Consider the following 24,073-nt stretch of genomic DNA (forward strand, 5'->3'; position numbering starts at 1 on the left):
ATAATACGAACTGGCCGCCTACCGTTCGCCAAATATGGGTTGGAACGCTGGGGCGGACGGGCCGAGCCAAAGATCGGTCTCGACGCCTCGCTTTGAGCCGCAACCCACGTCTCAAAGACGCCAGTTGCCTAAGCGGCATGAACCGCGCCGCTAAGGCAACTCCCACGGCTGAACCCATATTTGGCGAACTCTCAGCTACGGTAGTGCGTGTTGGTAACAATCGTCTTAACCCCAGATAGTAGTTACGTTGACAACTAGTCTTTCATTAACACAGTGTTACTGATAACCTCCACCTTGCCGGAGGCAGCCAGGGTGGAGCCAGCTGTGTCGGCGGTGTTGGCTGAGGTCCTTTCTCAGCCTACAGCGCGGGACGACTTGAGAGACTGGCGATTTGTGCCAGGCTTTCAAGCGAACCGGAAGACCGCCCCTCAGGCTGGAGGTGTTCCCCAGAGCAGGCGGAACCCTGGCTGACGCAGGCGCCTGATTTCACTAATTTTAGGTGTCAGAACACCGTTGCTACGGCAATCAGCGCGTTCATTTCCCTTTCAATCTTCAGATGTGGAAGAAATCTAGCCGAATTTAAACGTTTAAAGCCACGCCGAAGAAAAAATTTCTTCGGCGTGGCTTTTTTGTCGGAAACCGCCGCAAGCGCCGGTATCACAGCATTTGGCCCACAACTTTTTTGGATAAATTGTGCCCGTCGCGGGAAAAATTCACAATTTCTTAACACTTAGTCGGCTAATCACTGGTACAATCTTTCTTATCACTGTTAAAAGGTAGGTTCCAAAACAATGTCGACGCTACATCAACTCCCCCACTTAAATCATCGGCTTAATCGCCACTTGCTCCTGATCACGGCCGCACTGGTCGTCTTGGGCGCAGTCCTGCTGCTAGCATCTTGGACCACCAAGACGACGGCCAAGGCAGAGACCTTAACCATCGCCAACACGCCCACCGATCTGGCCACGGACCAGCCCAAGCGCGTTTATCAATACTTCCACGTGGAAAAAACCACTCCCGCCAAGCCGAAATTAACCCGCTTGGCAACGGCCCAACAACCCGCGACGCAATCCGAGTCCACCACCGAATGGGGCTGGCCCTACACCGGTGGCCGCTACGTGACATCGACCTTTGGCAAACGTGACCTGGCAGATTCTCCTTGGCACGACGGCGTTGACTTCAACGCGGGCGTTGGCAGCAAGATTCACGCCATCCACGCCGGCAAGGTCATCTTCGTGGGCAATCCCATGAAGCGGGGCGTGACCGACGCCTATCCGCTGGGCCTGGGCAAAGACGTCGTGGTCACCAAGACCGCCGCGGGCGACGAAATCATCTACCAGGAATTTGCGATGGGCAAACAGACTCACACCGTCCACGTGGGCGATACCGTCAAGACCGGCCAAGTCATCGCAACGCAGGCCAGTGGTCATTTGCATTTGGGCATCACCAACCACAAGAGTTGGGTCAGCGCCCAAAACGACTGGCAAAATCCAGCGGCACACTCCTGGCAAGATCCGTTGAAACTGCTGAAGACGGCGGCGTAATGCAGTCTAAATGAACTTCAAAAAAACACCCCCACTATTGGCCAAAATCCAATGATGGGGGTGTTTTCATACGCATTAGCTTTTAAAAACGGCGTTCCCAAACCGCTAGCTTGGCATTCCGTTCCGCTTGGTCTTCAAAGATAGATTTGTAAAACCGGCGAACCTTTGACTTGGTAATTCCCACGTCCACTACGCAATGAAAACAAAAGTCACTAGTTGTATCTTGTGAAATCAGTTCCGAATTGCCCTCATCGTCCACGTAACAATAGTTCTCTCTACTAATAACTTCAGCAATATCAGCGTCGTTACTACAGATTAACTGGGCATCCTGTAAGATACAAACTGCCAACGTGGCCTTTTCCCCTAAGTCAGGAGTCGTTTTAGCGTGGCTTCCCTGCGCTTGACGCATCTTTTGAAAGGCAACCTTAATTCCAGCAAGATGGGCGCGATAGAGGCTTTCTTCCGGACTAGACAGCGTTTCAGGATTAAATACATGCCAACCTCTAGCCGTTATCTCACTCTCAATCCTTTTTCTTCCCAGAAGCACTTCATCCAAGACGTCTATATGAATCCAAACGTCGTTGTAAAGCTGATCTAGCCAATCGAAAACATTGTCCTTTCGATAATTCTCAGCAAATATCAACATATTGGTATCAATGTAAGTGCGCACGTTTTGCCGATCAGTCATCGTCCACCTCGATTTGGGCAATCTTTTCTTGACGCATTTTGAGATAACGCTTCGCTTGGTTAGGATCCGCACGCGTTAGAAAGCGCGCTGCTTCCAGTAACGTCATCTGCTGATGGTCGACTTGCTTTTTTACGAATGCTGACAAACCCGCAAACTTATCAAAGCTGGCCTTCTCATCTAGTGGACTTGGTGGGAAATCGGCGTATTGTAGATAGTCATGCCAATCTGACTTATCCCACCGCACAATGGTCCGACTGACCGGTAGTCCCAATTCCTTTAGTCGCCGACACACGGCCACATACGGCATCGCAGAAACATTAGCCAGCCGAACCACAACCTCTTGTACTAACTGCGTACTGGGCGTCTCCTGGCCCTGCACGTACTTATCCCAAATTTTCAGCACAGTCTCTTCTGGTAGCATCAGGGCAGCCGCAAAATGATCCGCAGCCCGCTCGCTATCAAATATCGGATTAGCCGCATCGTATTGAATGACTTCACTTTGTTCTCCAAACATTGCACTGGTCAACGCCAAATGCCACATTTCATGGGCAGCGCTATAATAGCGCGCTCTCAAATCCTGATGGGTATTTAAAACGACAAACCGTTTACCCTTGTAGCTAATTAGCGCACCAAAAAAATCGGGAGCCTGAATATCTTGATAAATAACTTGGGCATTTTCCGCAATCAGATTCTCGATATCAGCACCGATGAATATCGCGGTACCAATATTTTTCTCTAAAAATACGGCTGCCGCATGATCAGCGACCTTTTCAGAAAAATGCGTTTGTTTAGTCATGACTGGCACCCGCTAAATCGACATAACACTGAATATCCCAGAGTAACTTATCAAATTGATTTTCGAGTTTGGGATTAGAAAAGTCCCCTCTTAACTCACACGTCAGCTCATTATCGGCTAGTACCTTCTCATCTCGTGCAAGCTCTTCTGGCGACATGCCCGTAACTGTTGCAATGCTTAACAGATACTTCGTTTGAATCTTTCTTTCACCATTAAGCATTTGACTGATTAGTGGCGCACTCACATTGATTTCTTTAGCCAGCCAACTCTGGGGATGATGGTTTTTTTCCAACCACTTCTTGATGTTTTCAATGACAATTTCGTTGTTCATACGGGTCCACCTCCAGCAAAATCTCTTCATACTATCTATTAACTGTCTTGATTCTACCATCTTTGTAAATATTTACAACAAGTATGCATATTTTGCAAATGTTTCAGCTGGCTATCCGCTTCACTGGTCTCTAGACAATTATTAAAATCTAATTATCTCTAAAGTCACCACTAGCACGCCTATTTAAAATAAACCAGCGTGCTAGTAAGTTTACCTATTCCTGTTTTGTTCCACGTGAAACACTACCGCCGCGGCCAGTGCCACGGATCTGCCCGCCACTGTTGTAAGGAGGCAAACTCTGCCGCGGACATGTCGCCTTCGGCTCGCGCTACCGCAATCAGGGTGCTGTAGGTGGTCAGCGGCGTCAAGGTCAGGCCGGCCTGGCGAAAGTTGACGACGCTGTCGGGCAGTTCGTACGAAAAGATGGCGACGACGCCCAATACGGTGGCCCCCGCCGCCTGAACGGCCTGGGCGGCGGCTAACACACTGCCGCCAGTCGAAATGAGGTCATCGATCAAGACCACCTGATCTGCCGCTGACAATTGGCCCTCAATCTGCTTGCCCTGACCGTGGTCCTTGGGTTTGGCCCGGACGTAATTCATGGGGAGGTCCAGCCGATCGGCAACCAGCGCCGCGTGCGGAATCCCCGCGGTGGCGACCCCGCCAATCACGGTTGCACTGGGATAGTGGTCTTCAATCAGTGCGGCTAACCCGTCGGCAATGGCCGCTCGTACGCGCGGATAGGCAATCGTTTGCCGATTGTCCGTGTAAATGGGCGCCTGCATGCCACTCGCCCACAGGAAGGGGTCCTGGGGCGCCAGACTGACCGCGCCGATGTGCAAGAGGTCCGCTGCAATTTTATCCGTAATCGTCATCATTTTCCTGCCTCCCATTCTGCTAATACCTGATGATACGCCGCAACCGCATCGGCGGCTTGCGTGATCGACCGCCCGACGACGATGCCATCGCTCCCCAGACGTGCGGCCTGGGCGGGTGTAACGACTCGTTGCTGGTCATCGGCCGCATCCGTGGCCAGCCGGATCCCCGGATTGATACATAGAAAGTCCGGGGCGGTCGCCGCATGAATCACCGGATCCTCTAAAGCTGAGGCAATCACGCCGTCCGCACCGTTGGCCTGGGCCAGCTGGGCCAAATGCCGCACACTCGTGGGGAGGTCGGCAGCGACTAATTGTTCGGCTTGCATCTGCGCTTCCGTCGTCGAGGTCAGTTGGGTAATGGCCAGTAGCTTCGCCGGCGCCACCCCTGCCTCTTGGCTCCCCTGATTCAATCCGCGACGGGCCGCTGCAATCATCGCCGCGCCCCCGGCCGCATGGATGGTCACCATCGCGACGCCTTGCCGCCCCAGTTGGCGCATGGCCCGCTCGACGGTATGGGGAATATCATACAACTTCAGGTCTAAGAAAATCTGGAGTCCTCGTTGCCGTAATGTTCGTAAAATGCTGGGACCGGTCGCGTAAAAGAGTTCCATCCCCACCTTGACCATTGGCTGGTCCGTAGCGGGAAATTGCGCTAAAAAGTCGGTGACGACCTGTTGATTTTCGAAATCTAAAGCCACGATTACTGGGCGCATGTGAAGGGTCCTTTCTCTAAAAAAAATCCGGCTAGCGCCTGTGGTGGGCTAGCCGGATTTCGCCCGCAAATCGGTCTACTGCGGGTTTTACCGTCCAACTTTTTAGTCTCACAGGGCTAAGTTAAAGGTTTAGTTGCTATTGAGTTTAGCGAAAATCCAGGTCCGCGTCAACCTCAAGTTTCAGGTTAGACGATTTACCTAGAAAAATAAAGGCACACCGTCTTTGTTCGCCAAAATAGTTAATTTTCCTAATGATTGACAAATCTAAGAACCCGTATAATTAATTTAATATCCGGATTAACGGTTGCTTTTCACTGACGTCCATGGCATAATATGCCCAACGTCCGGTTTGCCGGCAAAAATAACGAATGTCCGTGAACATTCATTTTGGAGGAACTGAATAATGGAAACCACCACGCAAGACCACGCGCTTAACACGCACCAGAAATGGACGATTGCTTCGACTTCGGCGGGATTCGCCCTGGAGAATATGGACGTCATGTTCTTATCATTCGCCCTCTCCTCAATCATCGCCGATCTGCACATCAGCGGGGCCCAGGCCGGTCTGATCTCATCGATCACCAACCTGGGGATGCTCGTGGGGGGTGTTTTGTTTGGCATCTTGGCCGACCGCTTCGGCCGCGTCCGCACCTTCTCGCACACCATCTTCATTTTCGCCTTCGCAACGGCGGCCATGGGGTTCGCCAGCAATATCACCTGGATCTACGTCTTCCGGTTTCTGGCTGGCGTCGGCGCCGGTGGGGAATACGGCGTGGGCATCACGCTGATTGCTGAAAGCTTCTCGCGTGACAAGATTGGCAAGATGACCTCGGTGGCCGCGATTGGCGGTCAAATTGGCGCCATCCTGGCCGCCGTGGCTGCGGCATTTATCATCCCCGCGCTGGGCTGGAAAGCCCTGTTCGTCTTGGGCCTGGTCCCAGTGGCTCTGACCTACTTCATCCGGCGGCACCTGCACGAAAGCGACGAATTCTTGGCCGCCAAGCAAGCACCCCGCGACCAACAAAAGCCGGTCCAGATTCGTGCCCTGTTTAAGACACCCAAGCTGGCCTACCAAACGGTGGCACTGATGATCATGGTCATCGTTCAAATCGCCGGTTACTTTGGGCTGATGAACTGGCTGCCAGCCATCATGCAACAGAAACTGGGCCTGACGGTTTCCGGGTCCTCGGTCTGGATGATTGCGACGATTGTCGGCATGAGCATTGGCATGATGACCTTTGGGAGCATCCTGGATTACTTCGGGCCGCGACGCGCATTTGGCATCTTCCTGATTGCCTCGGCCATCGCCGTCTTCAGTATCACTCTGGCCTTCAACCAACTGACTTTAGTACTGGCCGGCGCCATCATCGGTTTCTTCTCTAACGGGATGTTCGGCGGATACGGCGCGGTCATCAGCCGCCTCTACCCGACCGAGATTCGCTCAACGGCCAACAACGTGATTGTCAACGTTGGGCGGGCCATCGGCGGATTCTCCTCCGTGGCGATCGGTTTTTTGATGGACCACTACACGCTGACCGTGGTCATGGGCTTCCTGTCCGTACTCTACATCATCAGCTTCACGGTCATGCTCACGATTCCCAGCCTTCGTAAAATGGGCGTTGTCAACGAAGATTAAGTAAACACAAAACTGGCCCCCGGTGCCGTCATTTGGACGGTGCCGGGGGCCTTTTCCTTTGCCTAATCTTGTGCCGCCAACCACGCCGTTAAGCGTGCGAAATACGCCGGTGTCTCGTCGATAAACGCCATGTGACGACTGTGGGCAAACAACGTCCAGGTCGCGTGGGGCAAGGCATCGACCATGGTCTTGGCGACTAGCGGTGTGCACAGGTCATTGGTGCCGCTGGTCACCAACGTGGGCGTCGTCACCCGCGCTAATTTGGCCGTGTAATCATAGTCGCTGAGCGTGCCCGTGGGGACATACTCGTTGGGCCCCCACGCCACGTTGTACGCGGCCGTACCTGCCCGCTTGGGGCGGCGCAAGAATTCGGGTGAATCCGCTGTGATTGGCCCCGCCGCGTGCGCCAGCATGTAGCGCTCATTGGCTGCCAGGTAGGCCGGCGCGGTAAAATCGCCGCTGGCTTCGGCCTGGGCGATAGCGGTTTGGTCGGCCGGCGCCATGAATTTGATCAGCCGGTGCTGTTCTTGCCGCCACAGGGCCGCCGACGATAGTGTGCTGGCTAGAATCAGGCTCTGAATGCCGGCCGGGTGGTGGTCACACAGGTAAATGATGGCCAGCATGCCACCCCAGGATTGCCCCAGTAAATGCACGCGTTTTAGCCCCAAATATTGACGCAACGCCGTTAGTTCCGCCACCCAGGTGTCCGCGCGCCACAGGCTGGCGTCGTCGGGCATACTCGAGCGACCACAACCCAACTGATCATACATGACGACCGGTCGCCCCGTTTGTGCCGCCAGTTGGTCGAACACTTCAAAATAGTTGTGGGTCGACCCCGGTCCGCCGTGTAACAGGAGTAAGGGCGTTGATCCGGCCGTCAAATCCCCGACGACCCGGTAATACGTTTGGTACTGGCGAAACGGCATGAATCCGTCGTGAACTTGCATACTACCCCTCCAATCCGCGCTGGGCCGCCGTTAACAGCGCCAACAACTCACGCTGCTGAGCGGTGTTCAGTTCCACGGTCAACTGCTGATAAACGTCGGCGCGCGCTCGTTCAAAGGCGGCGACGACCCGTTGACCACTCACGGTCAAATACAATTGCTTGTTGCGGGTATTGTCGGTGGGCACCCGCCGCACGATGTATCCCGCCGTCTCCAATTTCTTTAAAAAGGCCGAGACCGTGGCCGCCCGCCGCTGCAAAACGTCCACGATATCGCGTTGGATCAACCCCGGGCGCTCATCGATCAGCTGTAACACGACTGCCTGCTGCGGCGTTACTGCCGCGTCATCGGCTAATGTGGCCGCAATTTGCCGCTGTTCGGCGAGAAAAATCTCCCGAATCCGCGTGCTGATAGCCTGACTATTTTCCGTTGCCATTGGAATCACCTCGCCCTTAGTTTACCAAAGAGTTTGGTGGAAATACAGTTAGACGGACTAACTGAATCGACGGCTGATGAAGTTTGGTGTAGTTTGACTAACTGTTAGATAAACTAACTATGCAAAAGACGTTTAAGAGCAGATAGAATCCTTCCTCATCACGCGCGATACGAGTCGCTGCTTTTTCCAGGTGTCACCTAGTCGACCCTCCGCCATGACGGTGTCCGGTTCCACGCTCATCCGTAAAAAAATTAAAAACTAGGTAAGCATCCCGCATTACTGCGGATTCTCGCCTAGTTTCACGCCATCTTACTGTAGCCATTTATTTTCGTGGTCTGGCCATTAGGTACCCACCAAGTACATTTACCGCAACTAAGAGCGTTACGGCTTGCCAGGTAATCTTAAACTGGGTGAGTAAAATGATGCTCGTATAGAGAAAAATCATCACCGAATTTAACCAAACACTATTAAATAGACTGAGGTGGGACTGGTAATAGCCACGCTACTCACAGCGCCTACAGTTCAAAGGGAATACCTAAAAACTCACCAGCCGCCTTTCACAAAAGCTGAAAGCGGCTGGTGAGTTTTGCTTGCTGGTGATATTCCTTAAGAAAGTTCTGCTACCTCATGACAGTTGTTCCACGTGAAACACTAGCGGCGTTTTCCCCGCTTTACGTGGTCCATAACCTGTTTCATTGCCCGCTTGCTGCCAAAGTTCCGGGCAATCTTAGCATTTTCCCGTTCACGGGCATTCATCCCGTTGTAGGCCAATTCACGCTGAAGTTTTTGGTAACTAGCCAGGCGCTCGGCAGTCAATTGTCCCGCGGCTAAAGCAGCCTGGACGGCACACCCCGGTTCCGTTTGGTGGGTACAATTGCGGAACTTGCAGTGACGGGCCAGCGCCGTGATGTCGGCGAAGGCTTGGTCCAAATTGCCACCTTGGACCTGAAGTTCGCGCATTCCCGGGGTGTCGATCACCACCCCACCCGCTGGCAAACGCAAGAGTTCGCGCGCGGTCGTGGCGTGACGGCCCTTATCATCATCGGCGCGAATCGCGCGGGTAGCTAGCTGGTCGCTTCCCAATAGCTGGTTGATCAGCGTGGATTTGCCCACGCCTGAAGACCCAATGAACGACACCGTCTGATTGCCTGTCACATAAGCCTTCAACGAAGCAATCCCGGCACCAGTCTGGGCGGAGCACGTCAGGACGTCTACGCCCAGTGTCACCGACGCCAGTTCCGCCAACTTCGCCGCCACATCGACACACAAGTCAGCCTTCGTCAGGACCACGACCGGCACGGCGCCGCTATCCCACGCCATCGTCAAATAACGTTCGATGCGTCGCACGTTGAAGTTCGCGTTGAGCGACATGCAAATGAAAATGGTATCGACGTTGGCGGCAATCACTTGACCGCCCGCTTGGCCCACTGCCCCTCGAATCAAAACGCTTTGGCGCGGCAAGACCCGCTGAATCATCGCAGGCGACTGGGTGGCAGTCACGGCGACCCAGTCCCCCACCGCGGGAAAATCAGTCGATTGCCGCAACTCATGGCTGAGCCGCCCTGCAACCTGGGCCGGCCGACTGCCCTGCGTCGTCATCACCTGGTACAACTCCCGGTGTTGGGCCGTGACCCGAGCCAGCGTTTGGTCGGGTAGCGTTACTTGGGTCAATAAATCAGGCGTGGCGCCAAAATCTTGTAAATCAATGGTCAATTTAATCGGTTCCTTTCGTCAATGGCGGTCCCCGCACGGTTGACGAACGCTGCTAATTTTGGGTCACAAAAAGAGCGCAGTCGAAACTACGCCCGAGATTTTGGGCGCTCGACCGTCAGCGATTCGTTCTAACCATTACGGGCACACTAAACACAGCGGGAAATTCCCCACTTTTTAGCATCCTGCGTAACGCTTAGCAAACGACTGACATCGAGCAACCCTCCGATTCATTTAATTGCCATTACATTACCATGGTCAAACGCCGGTTGTCAACAGCCATGCACAGCGGTGTTCAACCATTCTACTCAACCTTCAGCCGAAACATCCGCCGGCCACCAGCTGGTCCACGCTCATTGATCCAACGCCCGCAACGCCGCGGGTGAATAGGCATAATCGACGTGCGCCATGGCCGGCACCTCGTCCCATGGCACGGGATAGCCGGCACCATGCGCACAGAACACGGAGTCCGGCGTGTTTGGTAGATCCGCCACAGGGGCGTAGTCCTGTTCGGCCACGATGTCATCCTGGTTGTGACACGGCCGGTAGCCGTCGACCAAACATTCCAGTTGGCCCTTGCCGTGGGTGTAAGCCTGCACCGCTTGGGCGTAGTCTTGCATCTCAGCGACCGGCGCCGTCCCCGTCAAGACGACCATGCCAGCCGTGCTGGTTGTGCCATCGGGCGTGTCAAATTGCCCGTGCATCCGCTGGATATCGTTCATGGCCCGGCCAACCTGGTCTTGGCCAATTTCCAAGCGGAACTGATACCACGGTTCCAGCAGCTGACAGGCTTGTTTGGCCCGCAACATCATCAGGCCTTGCCGGACTGCTCGCCAAGTGGCCTCGCGAAAGTCGCCGCCGACCGAGTGAACGATGCTGGCGCGCCCGGTGACCAGCGTGATCTTCACGTCGGTCAGGGGTGCCCCGACCAAAACGCCCAGCTGTTCCTTGGCACGCAGATTGGTAAGGACTTGGTGCTGCCAGTTTTTCCCTAAGATCTCTAACGAGCAGTCGGCGGCAAACGTCAGCCCGCTGCCCCGCGGCGTGGGTTCCAGTAGTAAATGGACCTCCGCGTAGTGCCGCAGCGGTTCGAAATGCCCAACGCCCTCCACCGGCTGGGTGATGGTCTCCTTGTAAAGGATGCTCCCGGCGCCAAAGCCAATCGTCAGGTTGAACCGGTCGCGCAACAGCTGTTGCAAGATCTCCAATTGCACGCTGCCCATGATTTGGACGCGAATCTCCTGGAGTTGTTGAGACCAGGTCACGTGCAGCTGCGGATCCTCGTCTTCGAGTTCCTGCAGGACCGTCAAACAGTGATGCAGGTCGTTGTCACCAGGGTCCACCGTGTAGGTCAAGACTGGTTGGATCTCCGGCGTGCGCCCCGCGGCCTGTTGGCCTAAGCCCTGTCCCGGATGAGTAGCCGTCAGGTTCGGAATGGCACAGACCTCACCTGCCACGACTTGCGGCTGGACCGTGAACTTGGACCCGTTGTACACCCGCAACTGATTGACCTTTTGCTCGCCCAAAATGACGTCCTTATTGGCCAGAACACCTCCGGTCAGACGAATCCAAGTCAGCCGTTCGTCCTGATCGTGAGAGATCTTAAAGACCTTAGCACCAAATTCGGCGGGATAGTGCTTTTCTTGGGTCCATTTGGACAATCCAGACAAAAAGTCATCAACACCGTCTAATTTCAAGGCTGCCCCAAAGAAACACGGGAAGACCTGGCGGCGCTGAATCAACTCGCGGACCGTGTCGTCGGCCAGCTCCCCGGCGTCCAGGTAAGCGGCCAACACGTCATCGTCTTGCATGGCCACATTTTCCGTGGCGTCCGCAGACAAGTTGGGCCCGTCAAAGGCGATACAGCCAGGTGAAAAGGTTGCCTGTAGCTGGGCCAACACCCGATCTTGGTCGGCCGTCACGGCGTCCATTTTATTCACGAAGATGACCGTGGGCACCTGGTAGTGGTCGAGCAAGCGCCACAGCGTGCGGGTGTAGCCCTGAATGCCATCGGTGGCCGAGACCACCAAAATGGCATAGTCCAAGACGCTGAGGACCTGTTCCGTTTGCGAGGCAAAGTCCACATGGCCCGGGGTGTCCAGCAAGGTCAACTGCAGGTCATCATAAGTCAGGCTGGCCTGATGGGAGAAGATGGTGATGCCGCGTTGTTTTTCTAAGTCGTCGGGGTCCAAGAAGGCATCCCCGTTGTCGACGCGTCCCAGTTGCCGCACCGCGCCGGATTGGTACAATAGCGCCTCCGATAGCGTGGTCTTGCCGGCATCTACGTGGGCAACGATTCCCGCTACGATGTGTTTCATGATTGGTTGATTCCTCCAAACTTACTGACGTTTCTTCTTGCGCGCTGCCTTCATCGAAATAACATTGCCCCGCTGGTGGTTGGCTGGGTGGAGGACCGCGATAATGCGTTTGCCCTCTTCGGCAGGGAGATAGTGATCATCGACCAGCATGTGTATTAACGCCGTCAACAAGGCCAGCAACTGCTGCGGCTCAAGGCCAGCTTGCCGAATCCACTGCGCAAAGTCCTCCCAGATAACCGGCGGACACTCGTCCAGCGTGACCAGCTGTTGGCTGTACAACATATCAGCGAGTTGCGTCAAAGCATCCATTACCTTAAACGCCAGCTGCCACGACTCCCCTTCTAACGGGTACCGGTCCCGTAACAGCCATAACCGCAGGCCGAAGAGCAGACTCAACTTGTGCGCATCCTGGGCATCTGCTTGGTGCCAATGACGGCCACCCACCTTGGTGATGTGCATCCCGGTTAAGTAGTCTGCTTGCGGATCCGGGTCAAATTTAACCGCAACTGCAAGCAACCGATCGTCATCATCTAGCAGGGCTTGAAATTCTGCGGCCGTTAGATCCCTCCCATCCGGCAGACGTGCTCCCCCTTCGTAGGCGCTGTTCAGCCCCCCTTGGGCATTGACCTGGTCCATGAACGCTTGGATTGCGGCTTCATCGGTCGTATCGACACCTTCCGTCCGCATTTGGATGATTGCTTGTTTGGCCGGGCCAAAATTGTTGGGGTCCTGGGCCTGGGCAACGGCTTTAGGCGCAATCGCATTCAAGTAACGCTGATAATTTTCGGCTTTCTTGGCATTCAACCAGCCCTGCTCAGCCGCAAAGCGCATGACGTGGCCAATGACTGGAATAACGGCGCCCAGCTCAGCTGCGGTCAAGTCTAGGTTCGAGACAAAATAGCCACACAAGACGCTAGACAAGACCTTCTTCGTCCAGCTCTTGGGCGTCTTGCGGTACGTGTCGTAGGCCTGTTCACTTAACTGTTCAACGGCTAATTCTAACGTATCTTGGGTGAGATCCGCGTTACGGTCCCGCCGCCAACCTGGGCTTCTCACATAAGCCGCGACCCATTTGGCCGTATACCGCTGTATGCTATCAGCCCTGTATGCACGCCACTCTGGCAGATCCGGATCACTCACGTCACGGGTGGGCACGGGCGCTGGGTCGTCGTTTTCTAACTGGTCTGCAGACAACTGATGCCCCTTTTCAAACTGGTCCAGCGACTCGGTTAAGTCCTGTTCCTGAATCTTGGTGGTACCAGTCCCAACTAGATACTGTAGGAAACTCTTAATCACAGCATAACTAAAATACAAAAAGTCATCAGCGTCAGGCATGTCCGGCTGAGTAGCGTCCGCCGCGAACTGCTTTAAAGCCAGTAACACGGTGTGGGTCGTCCACTCATGAAAATCTTTGTTACTGCTGCTAATCTCTGACAGGTAGAATACCAACGTTTGCATGACCAACTCGTCGGGAAAAGCGCTAAAGTCACGATACGCGGCCGAGGCCTGAAAATCAGACAGCAGCTTTTTTTCTTCACTTGTCACTAGTAACACCTCTTTTTCCAGTATACGATGAGTCAATTTTACCGTACCCCCGCGCAGAATGCACCTAGTGACTGCGCATCGTGGTTGAAAAACGCCAATAGACCGAGACGTTTGGAAACATAAAAGGGGAGACAACAGACAGCGAACATTTAAAATTGGTGCACAAAAAGAGCTTGGGCGGCTTTAAACCCAAACTCTTTGGAAAATCACTGATTCATTTAAGGGGCTGAAGTAATCGTCCAGTCCAGTGTGGACGTGTAGTTGCCTGGGTAGATGGCTTGGCTGGCGAGAACCAGCTGTAATTCCTGGCCATGATTGGCGTTTAACGAGCCCACTTTAATACCCGAGCCCGCCGACAAGACGACCTGATTCGTATCCGTCAGTTGCTTGACCGTGCTCCCGTTGGCGTAGCTTAGCTTGGCCACCAACGTATGCGTCCCATCAGTGAATGGCGTTGCCTGCCGCAAGGAAATGGTCGTGGCGTTCTTTTCCCGTCGGTCATCCGTAACGGCCAACAGGTCGCCGCCACCCTCGACTTGGCCTTCAATCGTCTGGTCAACATTGGCGTAAGACAGTGAGCCAAATGTGACGTTCCCTGCCTGAGCCGTCAACGTATTGGACGAGAAGTGAAGGCTAATCCCTGGGCCGGTGTACGTGTCGAAATTGTTGTCATTTGTTGTCCCTAAGATTGTATCAGCAGGTACAACTGCTTTCAATTTAGACGCATCAGTTTCATACGCCTCCATCTCTACCAGCGATGTAAAGTCACTGTCTGTCTCCTCTAGGGAGTCAAAACTGACTTTATACGTATGGGTTTGACCAGCTTCAAAATCGACGGGGGTTCGTGGAACTAGATAATAGTAATCGCCAATCTGCTTAGGCGCTTGTAAAGACGTCGCTTCACCGTCAATGGAGACAGCCGTATTACTACAATAAGGGGGTACCCGAATGGCCAGCAGTCCCGCTTTCATCTTCGAATCCTGATTACCATCCGTAATCGTTCCCGTAATGGTAATCGCATCTCCGCTGATGACATTTGACAGCCCATGCGCCACGTTCCCCGTATTATCAGTATTATCAGTGGCCGTACTAGTAATCGTCACTTTCGGCGTATCGCTGAACTTAACGTTTAGTTCGGCAGCGTTCGTCGTAATCGTCTTTGACTCAGAATCCGATTTAATCGTGATTTCGGCATAATAGTGCGCCTTGTCATCTGCCGCGGACGTGGTTGGCGTGGTGTACGTTAAGCTGGTCCCACTAGCGACTTTGGTCGGCGTACTGCTACCAGGTGCCTCTTTGTACCAGGTCACGGACGCTGGTGTGCTGGGGAACGTGCCTTGAACAGTGAACGTTGCGGACTTACCGGAATCGACCGTTTGATCGTCCAAACCACCACCCACTTTAATCTGCGTGGAGTTGGTTTGGGTCGACCCATCCGCATTGGTGACAGTCCCATTAATCGTTGCAGTCCCCGATCGACCACTAGTATTCGCGGTTACAACGCCAGAAGTCTTGTCGACCGTCGCCAAGCCGGGGTCACTACTGCTCCAAGTAACATCACTAGTCGCGTTAGCTGGTATCAAATTGGCATGAACAGTGGTGGTACCGGCTTCAGATTGGTTACTGTACAGATAATGATTATCCGCCGTGACGGTAATGCCGGTCGCGTTGACCGGACTACCCATGGCTGTAACGGAAGCAACGCGCGAATAATAGTATTCGTTGGGTAACAGTGGTGGGATAAACAAATAATACCCAAAAGATTCTTGATAATAAGTGGTCCCCACCTTAGACGGCGTGACACTTAACGTTGAGCTCGTCGCCCCTTTGATTGCCGTCCAAGTTGCGCCGGCATCCATTGACTGATACCACTGAAAGTGATCATAAGCCAACGGATTAAAAAACGTATCCAAGAAGGAATAGCCTACCGCTGTCGTCAGCTTTTTGGTCGTCCCCACCGTCGTATACGTATCCTGTGGTTGCGTTCGAAAACCTGTATTGGAATACCAAAATAAAAAGCTACTTGGATCCTGGGTCGGCGTCCCATAACCCTTGACGGTCGCCGCTTGAGCAACGATCGGCGCTGATTTGGCGCCATTAAAGAACCCAACCGCCAGCACCAACGTCAACAGCCCCACGAGTAGTCGACCCAATTTCTTACCCGTCATAATGTCTTCTCCCCTTTTAAAAGGTCTGAACGACTGCTGATCCACTACGCAAGGGCAGTCGATCAGCGGTCTACTTATCTAATCGTCCACGACCGAGCTAAACTAATCAGTTCTCAGTCGCGTGACCGTAGTCTCTCATCCGCAACCGCAAGATTAGGGCACACCGGTAAACAACCTGGCTATAAGCGGTGTTTACTGGTCATTGGGACTAATCAATTGGCTACGAAATGATTCGTGACACGTCCCCCCAGTCGCGGGCACCGTGTCCTACCGTAAAGTCGACAATCAATCCGTCACTAACACTGTTACAGATTAACTACCCTGGTCATCTTTATTATAGTTTCTATTTTGGAGGAATACCATTTTAAACATAAATTATTTTAACTATCGAACTATAATGCGGATGTTATCCGTTGACCCCTCGAAAAAAGAGCCTGGGGACTGCATCTCCACAAGCTCTTGACCGCCTATTCTAAATAACCAAAACGAGAGTGGGCCAAACGGCGATTAGTCAGCCTTAAGCGGAACCAGCTGCCTTTGGGCGCACGTTTCAGCTACGTAAAGGTGAAGCGAGTCTGGGAAGCTTTGTCCCAGGCTCGCTCCTATGTTTCACATGAAACAATTATCCCTGCGGCCCGGAAATAAAGGTCCACTGGATGGTCGCCGTATAGTGGCCCAGTTGACTCGCCAGCGCGTTCAGGTGAAAGTCCAGCCGTTGTCCTTGGCTCGGGCCAATCGCGGGCACCGACTGGTTAGCCGCAATCTCGGCCACGGGTTGTGGGTCCGCCGTTATCGGCAACCGCCTGCCCTGTCCGTTGTCAAAATTCAACGTGGCTGGCAGTTCTTGGGTGCCATTTTGAAATGGCGTGACCTGCTGGAGGCCCACCTGTGTGGCGACCTTTTCCCGCCGATAATCGGTGACGTCTAGCAGATCCGTTTGCCCCTGAGCCGGAACGTCTTGCCCCAATTCAGCCGGTCCCACCGTCCCGAAGTTGACTGGGTTGGCGGTGGCGTGCAGGTTGCCGTCGGTGAAGTTTATCGTGAGCGGATCGCCTTGGTAGGTCCCCAACTGCTGATTTTTACTGTCATAGCTAATCAACTGAACCCGCGTCGAATAGCGTCTTAGCGCGCTTTGCTGCGAGGTCAGCGTGACACGAAATGACTTGGGAAATACCCAGTCGAGCTGGACGCCACTCACAATCAACTGCTTACTCAGACCATCCGGCGCCACCTTAACGTAATATTGTGCTTCCGCGTCATCGACGGTAAAATTCGTGACCTGGGCACTCCCCGGAATCGAAATGATCAAGTCACCATCTGCCATGGCCGTGTCCCCATTGGCATCCTGAAGTGTGCCGCTGATGGTAAAGTGATCACCGGTGATGACGTTGCTGAGCTGCTGGTCGGTGTCTCCCGTACTATCCGTCAAATTTTTAACCTTACTGGTAATACGGACGTCGGGCGTCGTATCGGGCTGGACCGTTAACGTGGCCTGGCGGGTCGTGACGGTCTGCGTCTGGGGCTTTTCTTGTTCATCATACATCGTGTAGGTTGCCGTTGCGTAATACTTGGCCTGATCATCGGCCTTCTTGGTGGCGGGGGTCGTGTACGTTAATCCTGCAGCGCCTTTGATTGTCGCCACCTTAGTCGCCTGACTACTCCCTGACGCCAGACGGTACCAGGCCACCTGGTCAGGCGCCTGCTGGTCACCACCGAGCACGTGGAACGTGGCTGTCTGGCCTTCCGCAGCGCTCTGGTCCATCAGACCACCACCAATGTCGATGGTCGTGTGGTCCGTGATCGTCGACTGATCATGGTTGGTCAACGTCCCGGTAATGGTGACGCTACCGGCCTTCTCTGCAGTGTTGGCGGTCACCTTCCCGGTATGGGCATCCACCGTGGCCAATGTCGGGTCACTACTGGTCCAGGTCAGCTCGCCGGTCGCGTTTGCCGGCTCTGGCGTGGCGTGCACATAGGTCGTCGCCGCCACCTTCTTGCCGTCAAACACTTGGTTGTTATACAAATAGTGATTGTCGCTGGTCACCGTTAGCTTGGTCGCGTCCACCGGGGTCGGTAACGTCTCGACCGTCGCTACCCGTGAATAATAGGTTGCCGTAACAAATGGAATTGGCACGATTGTATAGTACTGAAAAGACTGCTGATAGTAGGTGGTGCCCACCTTGTCAGTAGGCAGCGTCAAATCACTCTGCTGGCCCTTGTTCACCTTTGACCAGCTCTGACCGGCATCAGTCGACTGGTACCATTGAAAATGGTCGCTGGCGGTCAACCCGGTGACAATCGCCCACATGGAATGCGCCGTGTCCGTCGTCAAAATCTGCTTGCCCGGCGCATTGAGGTAGGTGTAACGGTCTTCGGGTTGGAGACTGAAACCCGTGTTCAGGTAAAATCCAAATACCCCCACAGGCGTCGCACTGGGCCGGCCCTTGCCGTTGATTGTGGCCGCCTGAACGGGTAACGGGGCTTGCAGCCACCACAGATACAGCCCCATCACCATTGCCAAAACGCCTAATACCACGCGCCAACGCCCCATTCTACGCCCCATCTTCGTCTCTTCCTCTCCGTTTATTTGGTTAAGGTCCAATCACATATTTTACCGGATTAGACGTAAACACACTTAATTTATTTAACAGGCAATACTCTCCCACCCTGACCATCCAGGGCCACCCATTCGCCCCCATTATAGTCAGTGGCCCCTGTAAATACCACGATTAATTATAAATATTTTTCATAATGGACTATCAACCGTTTTACCGACAAAAAAGAGTGGGACAAAAGGCGATTAGCTGGCAAGCATTAAGACTGCTAACCGAATAATCCTGGGTTTGGATTGTTTGGTTAGCAGTTTTAAGCGGAACCGGCTGCCTTTTGGCGCACGTTTCAGCCATGTAAAGGTAAAGCGAAAGCGCCTGAAAGGCTTCCTCCCAGGCCCTGGTGCGTCACTTTTAACTGGCTAAAACGTGCGGCAACGGCTGGTGAGCCCTAGTTTTAGGGGGCCGTCACGATGCCCAGATCGATCATCGACTGGGCCGTGGCCAAAATAGCTGTTTGTGCCGAACGCGGCTGCCATCCCAATAATTTCACTGCCTTGGCGTTGCTGGTCCCTGCATACGTGCCCACGATGCTGGCAATCATTTTCAACTCTGGCTTGATCCACGCCGCCGCTTTGACCACGGCGTTAGGAATCGTCCGAGTCGGCAAGCGTGTTGCAAATGCCGGGAAGGCCTGCCGCAGAAGCGTGGCGACATCTAGCATGGACAGGGTCTCTCCCGTGGTCGCCAGAAACCGCTCGCCCGCGGCTTCTGGCGCCGTCATGGCCAGGAGGTGCAGGCTCGCCACATCGCGCACGTCGACGTACCCGGAGTCCACGTGAGGCACGGCCTTGAGTTGACCGGTCAGGAGCTGATAAATCTGCACGTTAGAGTGAGAATAGTCATCGGCCAAGACCGGCCCCATGACGCCGACGGGATTGACAGCCGCTAGTTCCATGCCATGACCCTCACGCTTGATAAACGCCCAAGCGGCCTGCTCAGCCAGCGTCTTAGACTTTTGGTAGGCGTGCACCCCTTTGGCAGTCACGTCCGACCAATCTCGCTCGGTGTAGGGCGTCGTGCGGTGGGGATGGCCGGCAAAAATGGCCCCATAGGCTGAGGTCAACACGACCCGTTTAACCCCCGCATCCCGCGCTGCCGTTAACACCCGGCGAACACCCGCTACCGCCGGGCGAATCATGTCATTTTCATCCTTGAACACGCGATTGGGTGTGGGTGAAGCCACGTGAATCGCGTAGGTCGCTCCCCGCATCACCGTCGACCAGTTGGCATCGCTGGTCAAATCAGCAGTGGTCACCTCAAGATCCGTCAGATCCGTCACGCCACCCGTCGCTAACATTTGGCGAATCAGGTCCGCTTTTTGCAGCGACCGGACCGTGGTGCGCACGGCATAGCCCTGTTGCAGTAATTGTAAAATAATCTGGCTAGCGATAAACCCACTCCCACCGGTCACGACGACAACTCGTTTAGTCATTAATCTTCACTCCCGCTTTCGTTTCACTTGTAACGTCTGTGCCATTAATCTACACTGAGATTGGACGCGTGACAAGAACTTACCGCGCATCTCTGACAGATTGGAGCGATTGTTATGGCAGCTACTCAGCATGCCCAAGCGATTAAACAGGATTCACAAGATTACCTCGCCACCGCACTCCTGCAGCTACTGGCGACCAAGGACCTCAGCGACCTGACCGTCACGGCCGTGGTCCGCCGGGCTGGCGTTAGCCGCATGGCCTTTTACCGCAATTTCACGACTCTCGCCGACGTGTTGACGGCGCATTTTACGCCCATCATCACGGCCCGCTTCGACGATGTCTTGGCCCACGTGCCGCAAGCGCAAAAATTAGCGGCCTTGGGGGACTTCTTTACGGACCTCGCCCCCACGCTCAAGTTGGCCGTCACCCGCGGTTTCGAACCCGTTTTCCAACAAATCTTCACTCAAAATATGACCCGGTTTTACACCAGCATTTCCTGGCCAGCCATCACGCCGGTCCAGCAAAAGTACTGGACCACCTTCATGACCGCTGGCGTCTACCAAATTTGGCGTGACTGGCTATTGGCCGGTCAAGTCGAGTCACTGACCACCATTCATGAGTTGATTGCCGATTTTCAAACTGGTACCCTCCAGGCCCTGACCGCCCGGCACGCAACCGATGCGTAAAAAAGACATTGTTCCGCGCCACAGCTGTGACGAGGGACAATGTCTTTTTTTAAGTTAAGTCTTGAAGGTGAAACTAACATGTTGCGGGTCGGAACGACAAGGTTCTGACACCTAAAGTCGGTGAAACCAGGCACCTGCGTTCCAACCCATATTTGGCGAACGGTAGGCGGCTAGCTCACTTCCTGTCACGGTCAACAACCAATCCTAACACCATGTCTTCCAGCCCTTATTTACGCAAACATATCGCCGGGCAGCTTCAAGAGCCGCGGCTTGCTGAAATAGTAGCCCTGCTTGAGCTTGATACCCAGATGACGGCTCAGTTGGCTATCCGCCGCATTTTCGATGCCCTCGAGGACCAGTCGCAACCCATATTCTTGGGTAATGGCCCGCCAAAAATGAATTTTTTTCTGAATCTTGGGGTCGCTGAATTCCTCCGCAAAATTTTGTAACGCAAATTTAACTTCGGAGACCAGTGGCAACAATTCCTGAATACTTGTGAAATAATTATCACCGGTACCCACATCATCCAAGGACAATTCCATCCCCTGGTCGAGGAACTTTTTCAGCTGCGGAATTAGCTCTTGGACCGAATATTGTTGCGGCCCGTCGTCTTCCGTTAGCTCCACGACCAAACGTGTGGGATAAATCTGTTCTTGGCTTTTGGTGATGGCTGAGGCAATTGACGTCGTCATTAATTGCTCACGGTTAACGTTTACTGAACAATATCGCACTTTAGGCGATAAAACCTTCGTTGTTTCAACTAACAGGTCGGCCACGACTTTCGAGTCGATAGCGGAGAACGACGCTGGTAAACGCCAACCGTCAGGGGTCAATTGCTTCATCAACAATTCATAACCGAAAACCGTTTTCGTTTCCGTGTTAATTTGTGGTTGCACAAAATACCGATAGATTGGTTCCAAAAAATACTACCCCCTCATGAACAGTTTGCATTGCTTTATCTTATAGAACAGTATACTATAATGTAGTCAATTAGTAATAGAAAGAAATGATTAATGTTATGAAAGTCGTCGTCATCGGCTGTACCCATGCGGGCATCGCGGCGGTAAAACAAATTTTAACCTACTACCCTGATGCAGACATCACGGTTTATGAGCGGCAGCAAACAATTTCCTACCTGTCTTGCGCGACCTATCTGCACATCGAGGGGACCGTTGCCACCCTGGCCGATGCGCGATACGCTGAACCCGCAGATTTCATCAAACGCGGCGTACATTTTGCCACCAACCACGATGTCATTCGCGTCAACGCGGCCAACCACTGCCTATTAGTCCAAGATCTCGCCACCAAACAGATTAGCCGCACCAGTTATGACAAACTGATCGTGGCTACCGGCTCGGTCACGGCCATCCCCGCTATTTCTGGCGTGGAGAATCCCAAGGTCCTCTTGTGCAAAACTTATGATGAGGCCCACGACCTGTGTGCCTATTCGGCCAATCAGCAAAGCGTCGCCATTGTTGGGGGCGGCTATATCGGCGTCGAACTGGCGGAAGGCTATGCCACCTCGGGTTATCAAGTGCTCCTGATCCAAAAGCCCGCCCACTTGCTAAACGGCTACGTGGAACCGGCAATCGGTGATCAAGTCGCCCAACTCCTGCAAGCCAAGGGCGTCACTGTCCTGACGGATGCCGTGGTCACCTCATTTCAAGACACCGACAATGATCAGCTGCTGATCACCACCAACCACGACAGCTACCGCGTTGACATGGCCGCCATTAGCGCCGGCATGTTGCCGCAGACTGATCTGTTGGCTGGTCAGGTCAAAATGGCCAAGAACGGCGCCATTTTGGTCGACGATTACCTGCAGACGTCGGACCCCGACATCTTTGCTGCGGGCGATGCGGCCATGAACCACGACAATCCCACGGACGACTACGTTTACGCACCGCTGGCTTCTACCGCGGTGCGCCAAGGCACGGTCGCGGGCATCAACGTGGGTGAACGGCGCCTCCGCAGCCTGGGCACCCAGGTCACGACGGGTATGAAAATCTTCGACCACACCATGGCCTGTACCGGGTTGACGGTCGCGGCAGCCCAGGCGGCTAATTTTAACGTCGGTCACGTCACATCCACGGGCACCTACCGGCCGCACTTCATGCCAGACGCCCACCCGATCACGGTGGAACTGGTGTATGATCGCAACAATCGCAAGATTCTCGGGGCCCAACTGCTCTGCGCCCACGACGTTTCTCAAGCCGCCAACACGGTCTCGGCACTGATTCAAAATGGCGGAACCATCGATCAGTTAGCGCTGTTAGACATGCTGTTCTCTCCGAATTTCAACGAACCCTTCAACTACCTGAACCTCGCCGCACAACAAGCGGTGGCTCAGGAAAATGGGTATTGGCGGAGTTAATTTAAAAAAGGACGGCACGTACTAAGCCCAGTCTTGGCTGCGTGTTTCCGCTATTAAACATTAGTACAAAAGCGTCTGGGATGTTTGGTCTCAGGCGCTTTTTAAGTTACCGGCTAAAGTGACCGGCGATTTTCTTGCTGGGATAGTAAGTCGACTCGACGTGGCTCCCGCAGACAGTCTGGAGCACCTTGCTGTGGTGATCGCGGTCAGTCGCGGCCAGCGGCAGGGCGCCCCAGGCCACAGGCCAATGTGGATGCCGCCGCGCTGCTTTTTCTTGTAGCGGTTTGTTTCATGTGGAACACCTTACTAGGGAAAACTGTTGTGGATTCAGCTACTTGAACTTACCACCACAACGCCATTTTCACTTTCCCGAAACACGGTCGCCTATTTCTCAAATAGCTCCGGGTCAATTCGCCGGTCCTTGAAGTAAAATTTCCGGTCATGCTCACCGACCTGGCGGAGCACGCGACACGGATCACCAACCGCCACCACGTTGTCCGGCAAGTCCTTGGTGACGACGCTCCCCGCACCGACCACCGTGTTATCGCCAATCGTCACGCCCGGGAGCACAATGACGCCAGCACCAAGCCAGCAGTTGCGGCCGACATGGATCGGCATGTTGTACTGATAGTTCCGCGCCCGTAACTCGGCGTTGATCGGATGACCAGCCGTGGCCAGCGTCACGTTCGGTCCGATCATCGTGTGGTCCCCCACATAGATATGGGTATCGTCGACCAGCGTCAGATTGAAATTGGCATAGACGTTATCCCCGAAATGGACGTGATGTCCACCAAAATTCGCATGAAACGGCGGCTCGATGTAGCAGTTCTTGCCTAACTCGGCAAAGAGTTCTCGCAAGATTTTCTGCTGCTGCGCGGGCTGGCTCGGCCGCGTTTGATTATAGTCAAAAAGCCGGTCTAGGTAGCGTTTTTGCTCGACTTCAATGGCAGGATCGTCTGGTAGATACAGGTCCCCTGTATGCAGTTTATCGCGGTTGGTCATGGGTAGGATCCTTTCTGGATTTAACTTTGATACCGCTATCATAGCATACTTTTTTCTGAAGGGCTTTGTTTCACGTGGAACAATCCCTGTGATGAGGGGTGCCGACTAGGGCTTCGCTGATGAGCCTGGGACAAAACTTTCCAGCCCCGTCGCCTTCACCTTGACATAGCTGAAACGTGCGCCAAAAGGCAGCCGGTTCCGCTTAAAACTGATAACCAAACAATCCAAGACCAGGATTATTCGGTTATCAGCCTTAATG

The 24,073-nt window shown here is 53.9% G+C and carries 19 protein-coding genes; 4 read left to right on the top strand and 15 right to left on the bottom strand.

The genetic code is table 11. From position 1 onward, the window contains the following. The first annotated feature begins 791 nt into the window (after window positions 1–791). Window positions 792–1,544, top strand: a complete 753-nt coding sequence (locus EGT51_RS08645; protein WP_135368310.1) for a M23 family metallopeptidase — start codon at window positions 792–794, stop codon at window positions 1,542–1,544. 82 nt (window positions 1,545–1,626) lie between these two features. Here the strand turns inward: EGT51_RS08645 and EGT51_RS08650 are convergent, their stop codons facing one another. From EGT51_RS08650 to pyrF, 5 genes are all read right to left on the bottom strand, one after another. Continuing rightward, a complete protein-coding gene (locus EGT51_RS08650) occupies window positions 1,627–2,232 on the bottom strand; it encodes a hypothetical protein (protein WP_135368311.1) in 606 nt (201 codons plus the stop codon). After that, entirely contained in the window at window positions 2,225–3,028 is an 804-nt protein-coding gene (locus EGT51_RS08655) for an ImmA/IrrE family metallo-endopeptidase (RefSeq protein ID WP_135368312.1), read from the bottom strand. Before EGT51_RS08655 ends, EGT51_RS08650 begins: the two co-directional genes overlap by 8 nt. After that, window positions 3,021–3,359 carry a helix-turn-helix domain-containing protein gene (locus tag EGT51_RS08660; protein WP_167850179.1) on the bottom strand — a complete coding sequence of 113 codons (339 nt, stop codon included), beginning with the start codon at window positions 3,357–3,359 and terminating at the stop codon, window positions 3,021–3,023. The genes EGT51_RS08655 and EGT51_RS08660 overlap by 8 nt, the downstream gene beginning before the upstream one ends. A gap of 242 nt (window positions 3,360–3,601) precedes the next feature. Continuing rightward, window positions 3,602–4,237, bottom strand: a complete 636-nt coding sequence (gene pyrE / locus EGT51_RS08665; protein WP_167850180.1) for an orotate phosphoribosyltransferase — start codon at window positions 4,235–4,237, stop codon at window positions 3,602–3,604. After that, a complete protein-coding gene (pyrF, locus tag EGT51_RS08670; protein WP_135368314.1) occupies window positions 4,234–4,950 on the bottom strand; it encodes an orotidine-5'-phosphate decarboxylase in 717 nt (238 codons plus the stop codon). The genes pyrE and pyrF overlap by 4 nt, the downstream gene beginning before the upstream one ends. Window positions 4,951–5,353: 403 nt before the next feature. Between pyrF and EGT51_RS08675 the strand changes: the two genes are divergently transcribed. Beyond that, complete coding sequence (locus EGT51_RS08675; RefSeq protein ID WP_135368315.1) at window positions 5,354–6,586, top strand: MFS transporter; 1,233 nt, start codon at window positions 5,354–5,356, stop codon at window positions 6,584–6,586. A 62-nt stretch (window positions 6,587–6,648) separates the two neighbouring features. Here the strand turns inward: EGT51_RS08675 and pepI are convergent, their stop codons facing one another. The 8 genes from pepI to EGT51_RS08715 form a co-directional block, all read right to left on the bottom strand. Then, the gene (gene pepI, locus EGT51_RS08680) at window positions 6,649–7,533 is read right to left on the bottom strand and encodes a proline iminopeptidase (RefSeq protein WP_135368316.1); all 885 of its coding nucleotides are present in this window, start codon (window positions 7,531–7,533) and stop codon (window positions 6,649–6,651) included. Between the two features lies 1 nt (window position 7,534). Continuing rightward, the gene (locus tag EGT51_RS08685; protein WP_135368317.1) at window positions 7,535–7,966 is read right to left on the bottom strand and encodes a MarR family winged helix-turn-helix transcriptional regulator; all 432 of its coding nucleotides are present in this window, start codon (window positions 7,964–7,966) and stop codon (window positions 7,535–7,537) included. Between the two features lie 651 nt (window positions 7,967–8,617). Next, window positions 8,618–9,679, bottom strand: a complete 1,062-nt coding sequence (rsgA, locus tag EGT51_RS08690) for a ribosome small subunit-dependent GTPase A (RefSeq protein WP_135368318.1) — start codon at window positions 9,677–9,679, stop codon at window positions 8,618–8,620. Window positions 9,680–10,029: 350 nt separating this feature from the next. Continuing rightward, window positions 10,030–11,994: an elongation factor G gene (locus EGT51_RS08695; protein WP_135368319.1), complete on the bottom strand. Its 1,965-nt coding sequence runs from the start codon at window positions 11,992–11,994 to the stop codon at window positions 10,030–10,032. A 21-nt stretch (window positions 11,995–12,015) separates the two neighbouring features. Further along, a complete protein-coding gene (locus EGT51_RS08700) occupies window positions 12,016–13,539 on the bottom strand; it encodes a hypothetical protein (RefSeq protein WP_135368320.1) in 1,524 nt (507 codons plus the stop codon). 218 nt (window positions 13,540–13,757) lie between these two features. Continuing rightward, a complete protein-coding gene (locus tag EGT51_RS08705) occupies window positions 13,758–15,707 on the bottom strand; it encodes a hypothetical protein (RefSeq protein WP_135368321.1) in 1,950 nt (649 codons plus the stop codon). Between the two features lie 622 nt (window positions 15,708–16,329). Continuing rightward, window positions 16,330–18,270, bottom strand: coding sequence for an Ig-like domain-containing protein (locus EGT51_RS08710; RefSeq protein ID WP_135368322.1), 1,941 nt, complete (start codon window positions 18,268–18,270; stop codon window positions 16,330–16,332). 443 nt (window positions 18,271–18,713) lie between these two features. Then, window positions 18,714–19,751 carry an SDR family oxidoreductase gene (locus tag EGT51_RS08715; protein WP_135368323.1) on the bottom strand — a complete coding sequence of 346 codons (1,038 nt, stop codon included), beginning with the start codon at window positions 19,749–19,751 and terminating at the stop codon, window positions 18,714–18,716. A 114-nt stretch (window positions 19,752–19,865) separates the two neighbouring features. On the opposite strand from EGT51_RS08715, the gene EGT51_RS08720 reads away from it, so the two are divergent. Further along, a complete protein-coding gene (locus EGT51_RS08720) occupies window positions 19,866–20,438 on the top strand; it encodes a TetR/AcrR family transcriptional regulator (RefSeq protein ID WP_135368324.1) in 573 nt (190 codons plus the stop codon). A gap of 230 nt (window positions 20,439–20,668) precedes the next feature. Here the strand turns inward: EGT51_RS08720 and EGT51_RS08725 are convergent, their stop codons facing one another. Next, entirely contained in the window at window positions 20,669–21,358 is a 690-nt protein-coding gene (locus EGT51_RS08725; RefSeq protein WP_135368325.1) for an EAL domain-containing protein, read from the bottom strand. A gap of 86 nt (window positions 21,359–21,444) precedes the next feature. On the opposite strand from EGT51_RS08725, the gene EGT51_RS08730 reads away from it, so the two are divergent. Beyond that, a complete protein-coding gene (locus tag EGT51_RS08730) occupies window positions 21,445–22,812 on the top strand; it encodes an FAD-dependent oxidoreductase (RefSeq protein ID WP_225428707.1) in 1,368 nt (455 codons plus the stop codon). Window positions 22,813–23,196: 384 nt separating this feature from the next. On the opposite strand, the gene EGT51_RS08735 is transcribed toward EGT51_RS08730, so the two are convergent. Then, window positions 23,197–23,814 carry a sugar O-acetyltransferase gene (locus tag EGT51_RS08735; protein ID WP_135368326.1) on the bottom strand — a complete coding sequence of 206 codons (618 nt, stop codon included), beginning with the start codon at window positions 23,812–23,814 and terminating at the stop codon, window positions 23,197–23,199. Window positions 23,815–24,073 lie beyond the last annotated feature (259 nt).

The organism is Levilactobacillus suantsaiihabitans, assembly GCF_004745505.1.
Classification (GTDB): domain Bacteria; phylum Bacillota; class Bacilli; order Lactobacillales; family Lactobacillaceae; genus Levilactobacillus; species Levilactobacillus suantsaiihabitans.

Bases quoted from the DNA above. Each gene is read 5' to 3' on its own strand.
- EGT51_RS08720 (WP_135368324.1), top strand. From the start codon at position 19,866: ATGGCAGCTACTCAGCATGCCCAAGCGATTAAACAGGATTCACAAGAT.
- EGT51_RS08645 (WP_135368310.1), top strand. From the start codon at position 792: ATGTCGACGCTACATCAACTCCCCCACTTAAATCATCGGCTTAATCGC.
- EGT51_RS08685 (WP_135368317.1), bottom strand. From the start codon at position 7,966: ATGGCAACGGAAAATAGTCAGGCTATCAGCACGCGGATTCGGGAGATT.
- EGT51_RS08710 (WP_135368322.1), bottom strand. From the start codon at position 18,270: ATGGGGCGTAGAATGGGGCGTTGGCGCGTGGTATTAGGCGTTTTGGCA.
- EGT51_RS08735 (WP_135368326.1), bottom strand. From the start codon at position 23,814: ATGACCAACCGCGATAAACTGCATACAGGGGACCTGTATCTACCAGAC.
- EGT51_RS08695 (WP_135368319.1), bottom strand. From the start codon at position 11,994: ATGAAACACATCGTAGCGGGAATCGTTGCCCACGTAGATGCCGGCAAG.
- EGT51_RS08660 (WP_167850179.1), bottom strand. From the start codon at position 3,359: ATGAACAACGAAATTGTCATTGAAAACATCAAGAAGTGGTTGGAAAAA.
- pepI (WP_135368316.1), bottom strand. From the start codon at position 7,533: ATGCAAGTTCACGACGGATTCATGCCGTTTCGCCAGTACCAAACGTAT.
- EGT51_RS08675 (WP_135368315.1), top strand. From the start codon at position 5,354: ATGGAAACCACCACGCAAGACCACGCGCTTAACACGCACCAGAAATGG.
- EGT51_RS08715 (WP_135368323.1), bottom strand. From the start codon at position 19,751: ATGACTAAACGAGTTGTCGTCGTGACCGGTGGGAGTGGGTTTATCGCT.
- EGT51_RS08705 (WP_135368321.1), bottom strand. From the start codon at position 15,707: ATGACGGGTAAGAAATTGGGTCGACTACTCGTGGGGCTGTTGACGTTG.
- pyrE (WP_167850180.1), bottom strand. From the start codon at position 4,237: ATGATGACGATTACGGATAAAATTGCAGCGGACCTCTTGCACATCGGC.
- pyrF (WP_135368314.1), bottom strand. From the start codon at position 4,950: ATGCGCCCAGTAATCGTGGCTTTAGATTTCGAAAATCAACAGGTCGTC.
- EGT51_RS08730 (WP_225428707.1), top strand. From the start codon at position 21,445: ATGATTAATGTTATGAAAGTCGTCGTCATCGGCTGTACCCATGCGGGC.
- EGT51_RS08655 (WP_135368312.1), bottom strand. From the start codon at position 3,028: ATGACTAAACAAACGCATTTTTCTGAAAAGGTCGCTGATCATGCGGCA.
- EGT51_RS08650 (WP_135368311.1), bottom strand. From the start codon at position 2,232: ATGACTGATCGGCAAAACGTGCGCACTTACATTGATACCAATATGTTG.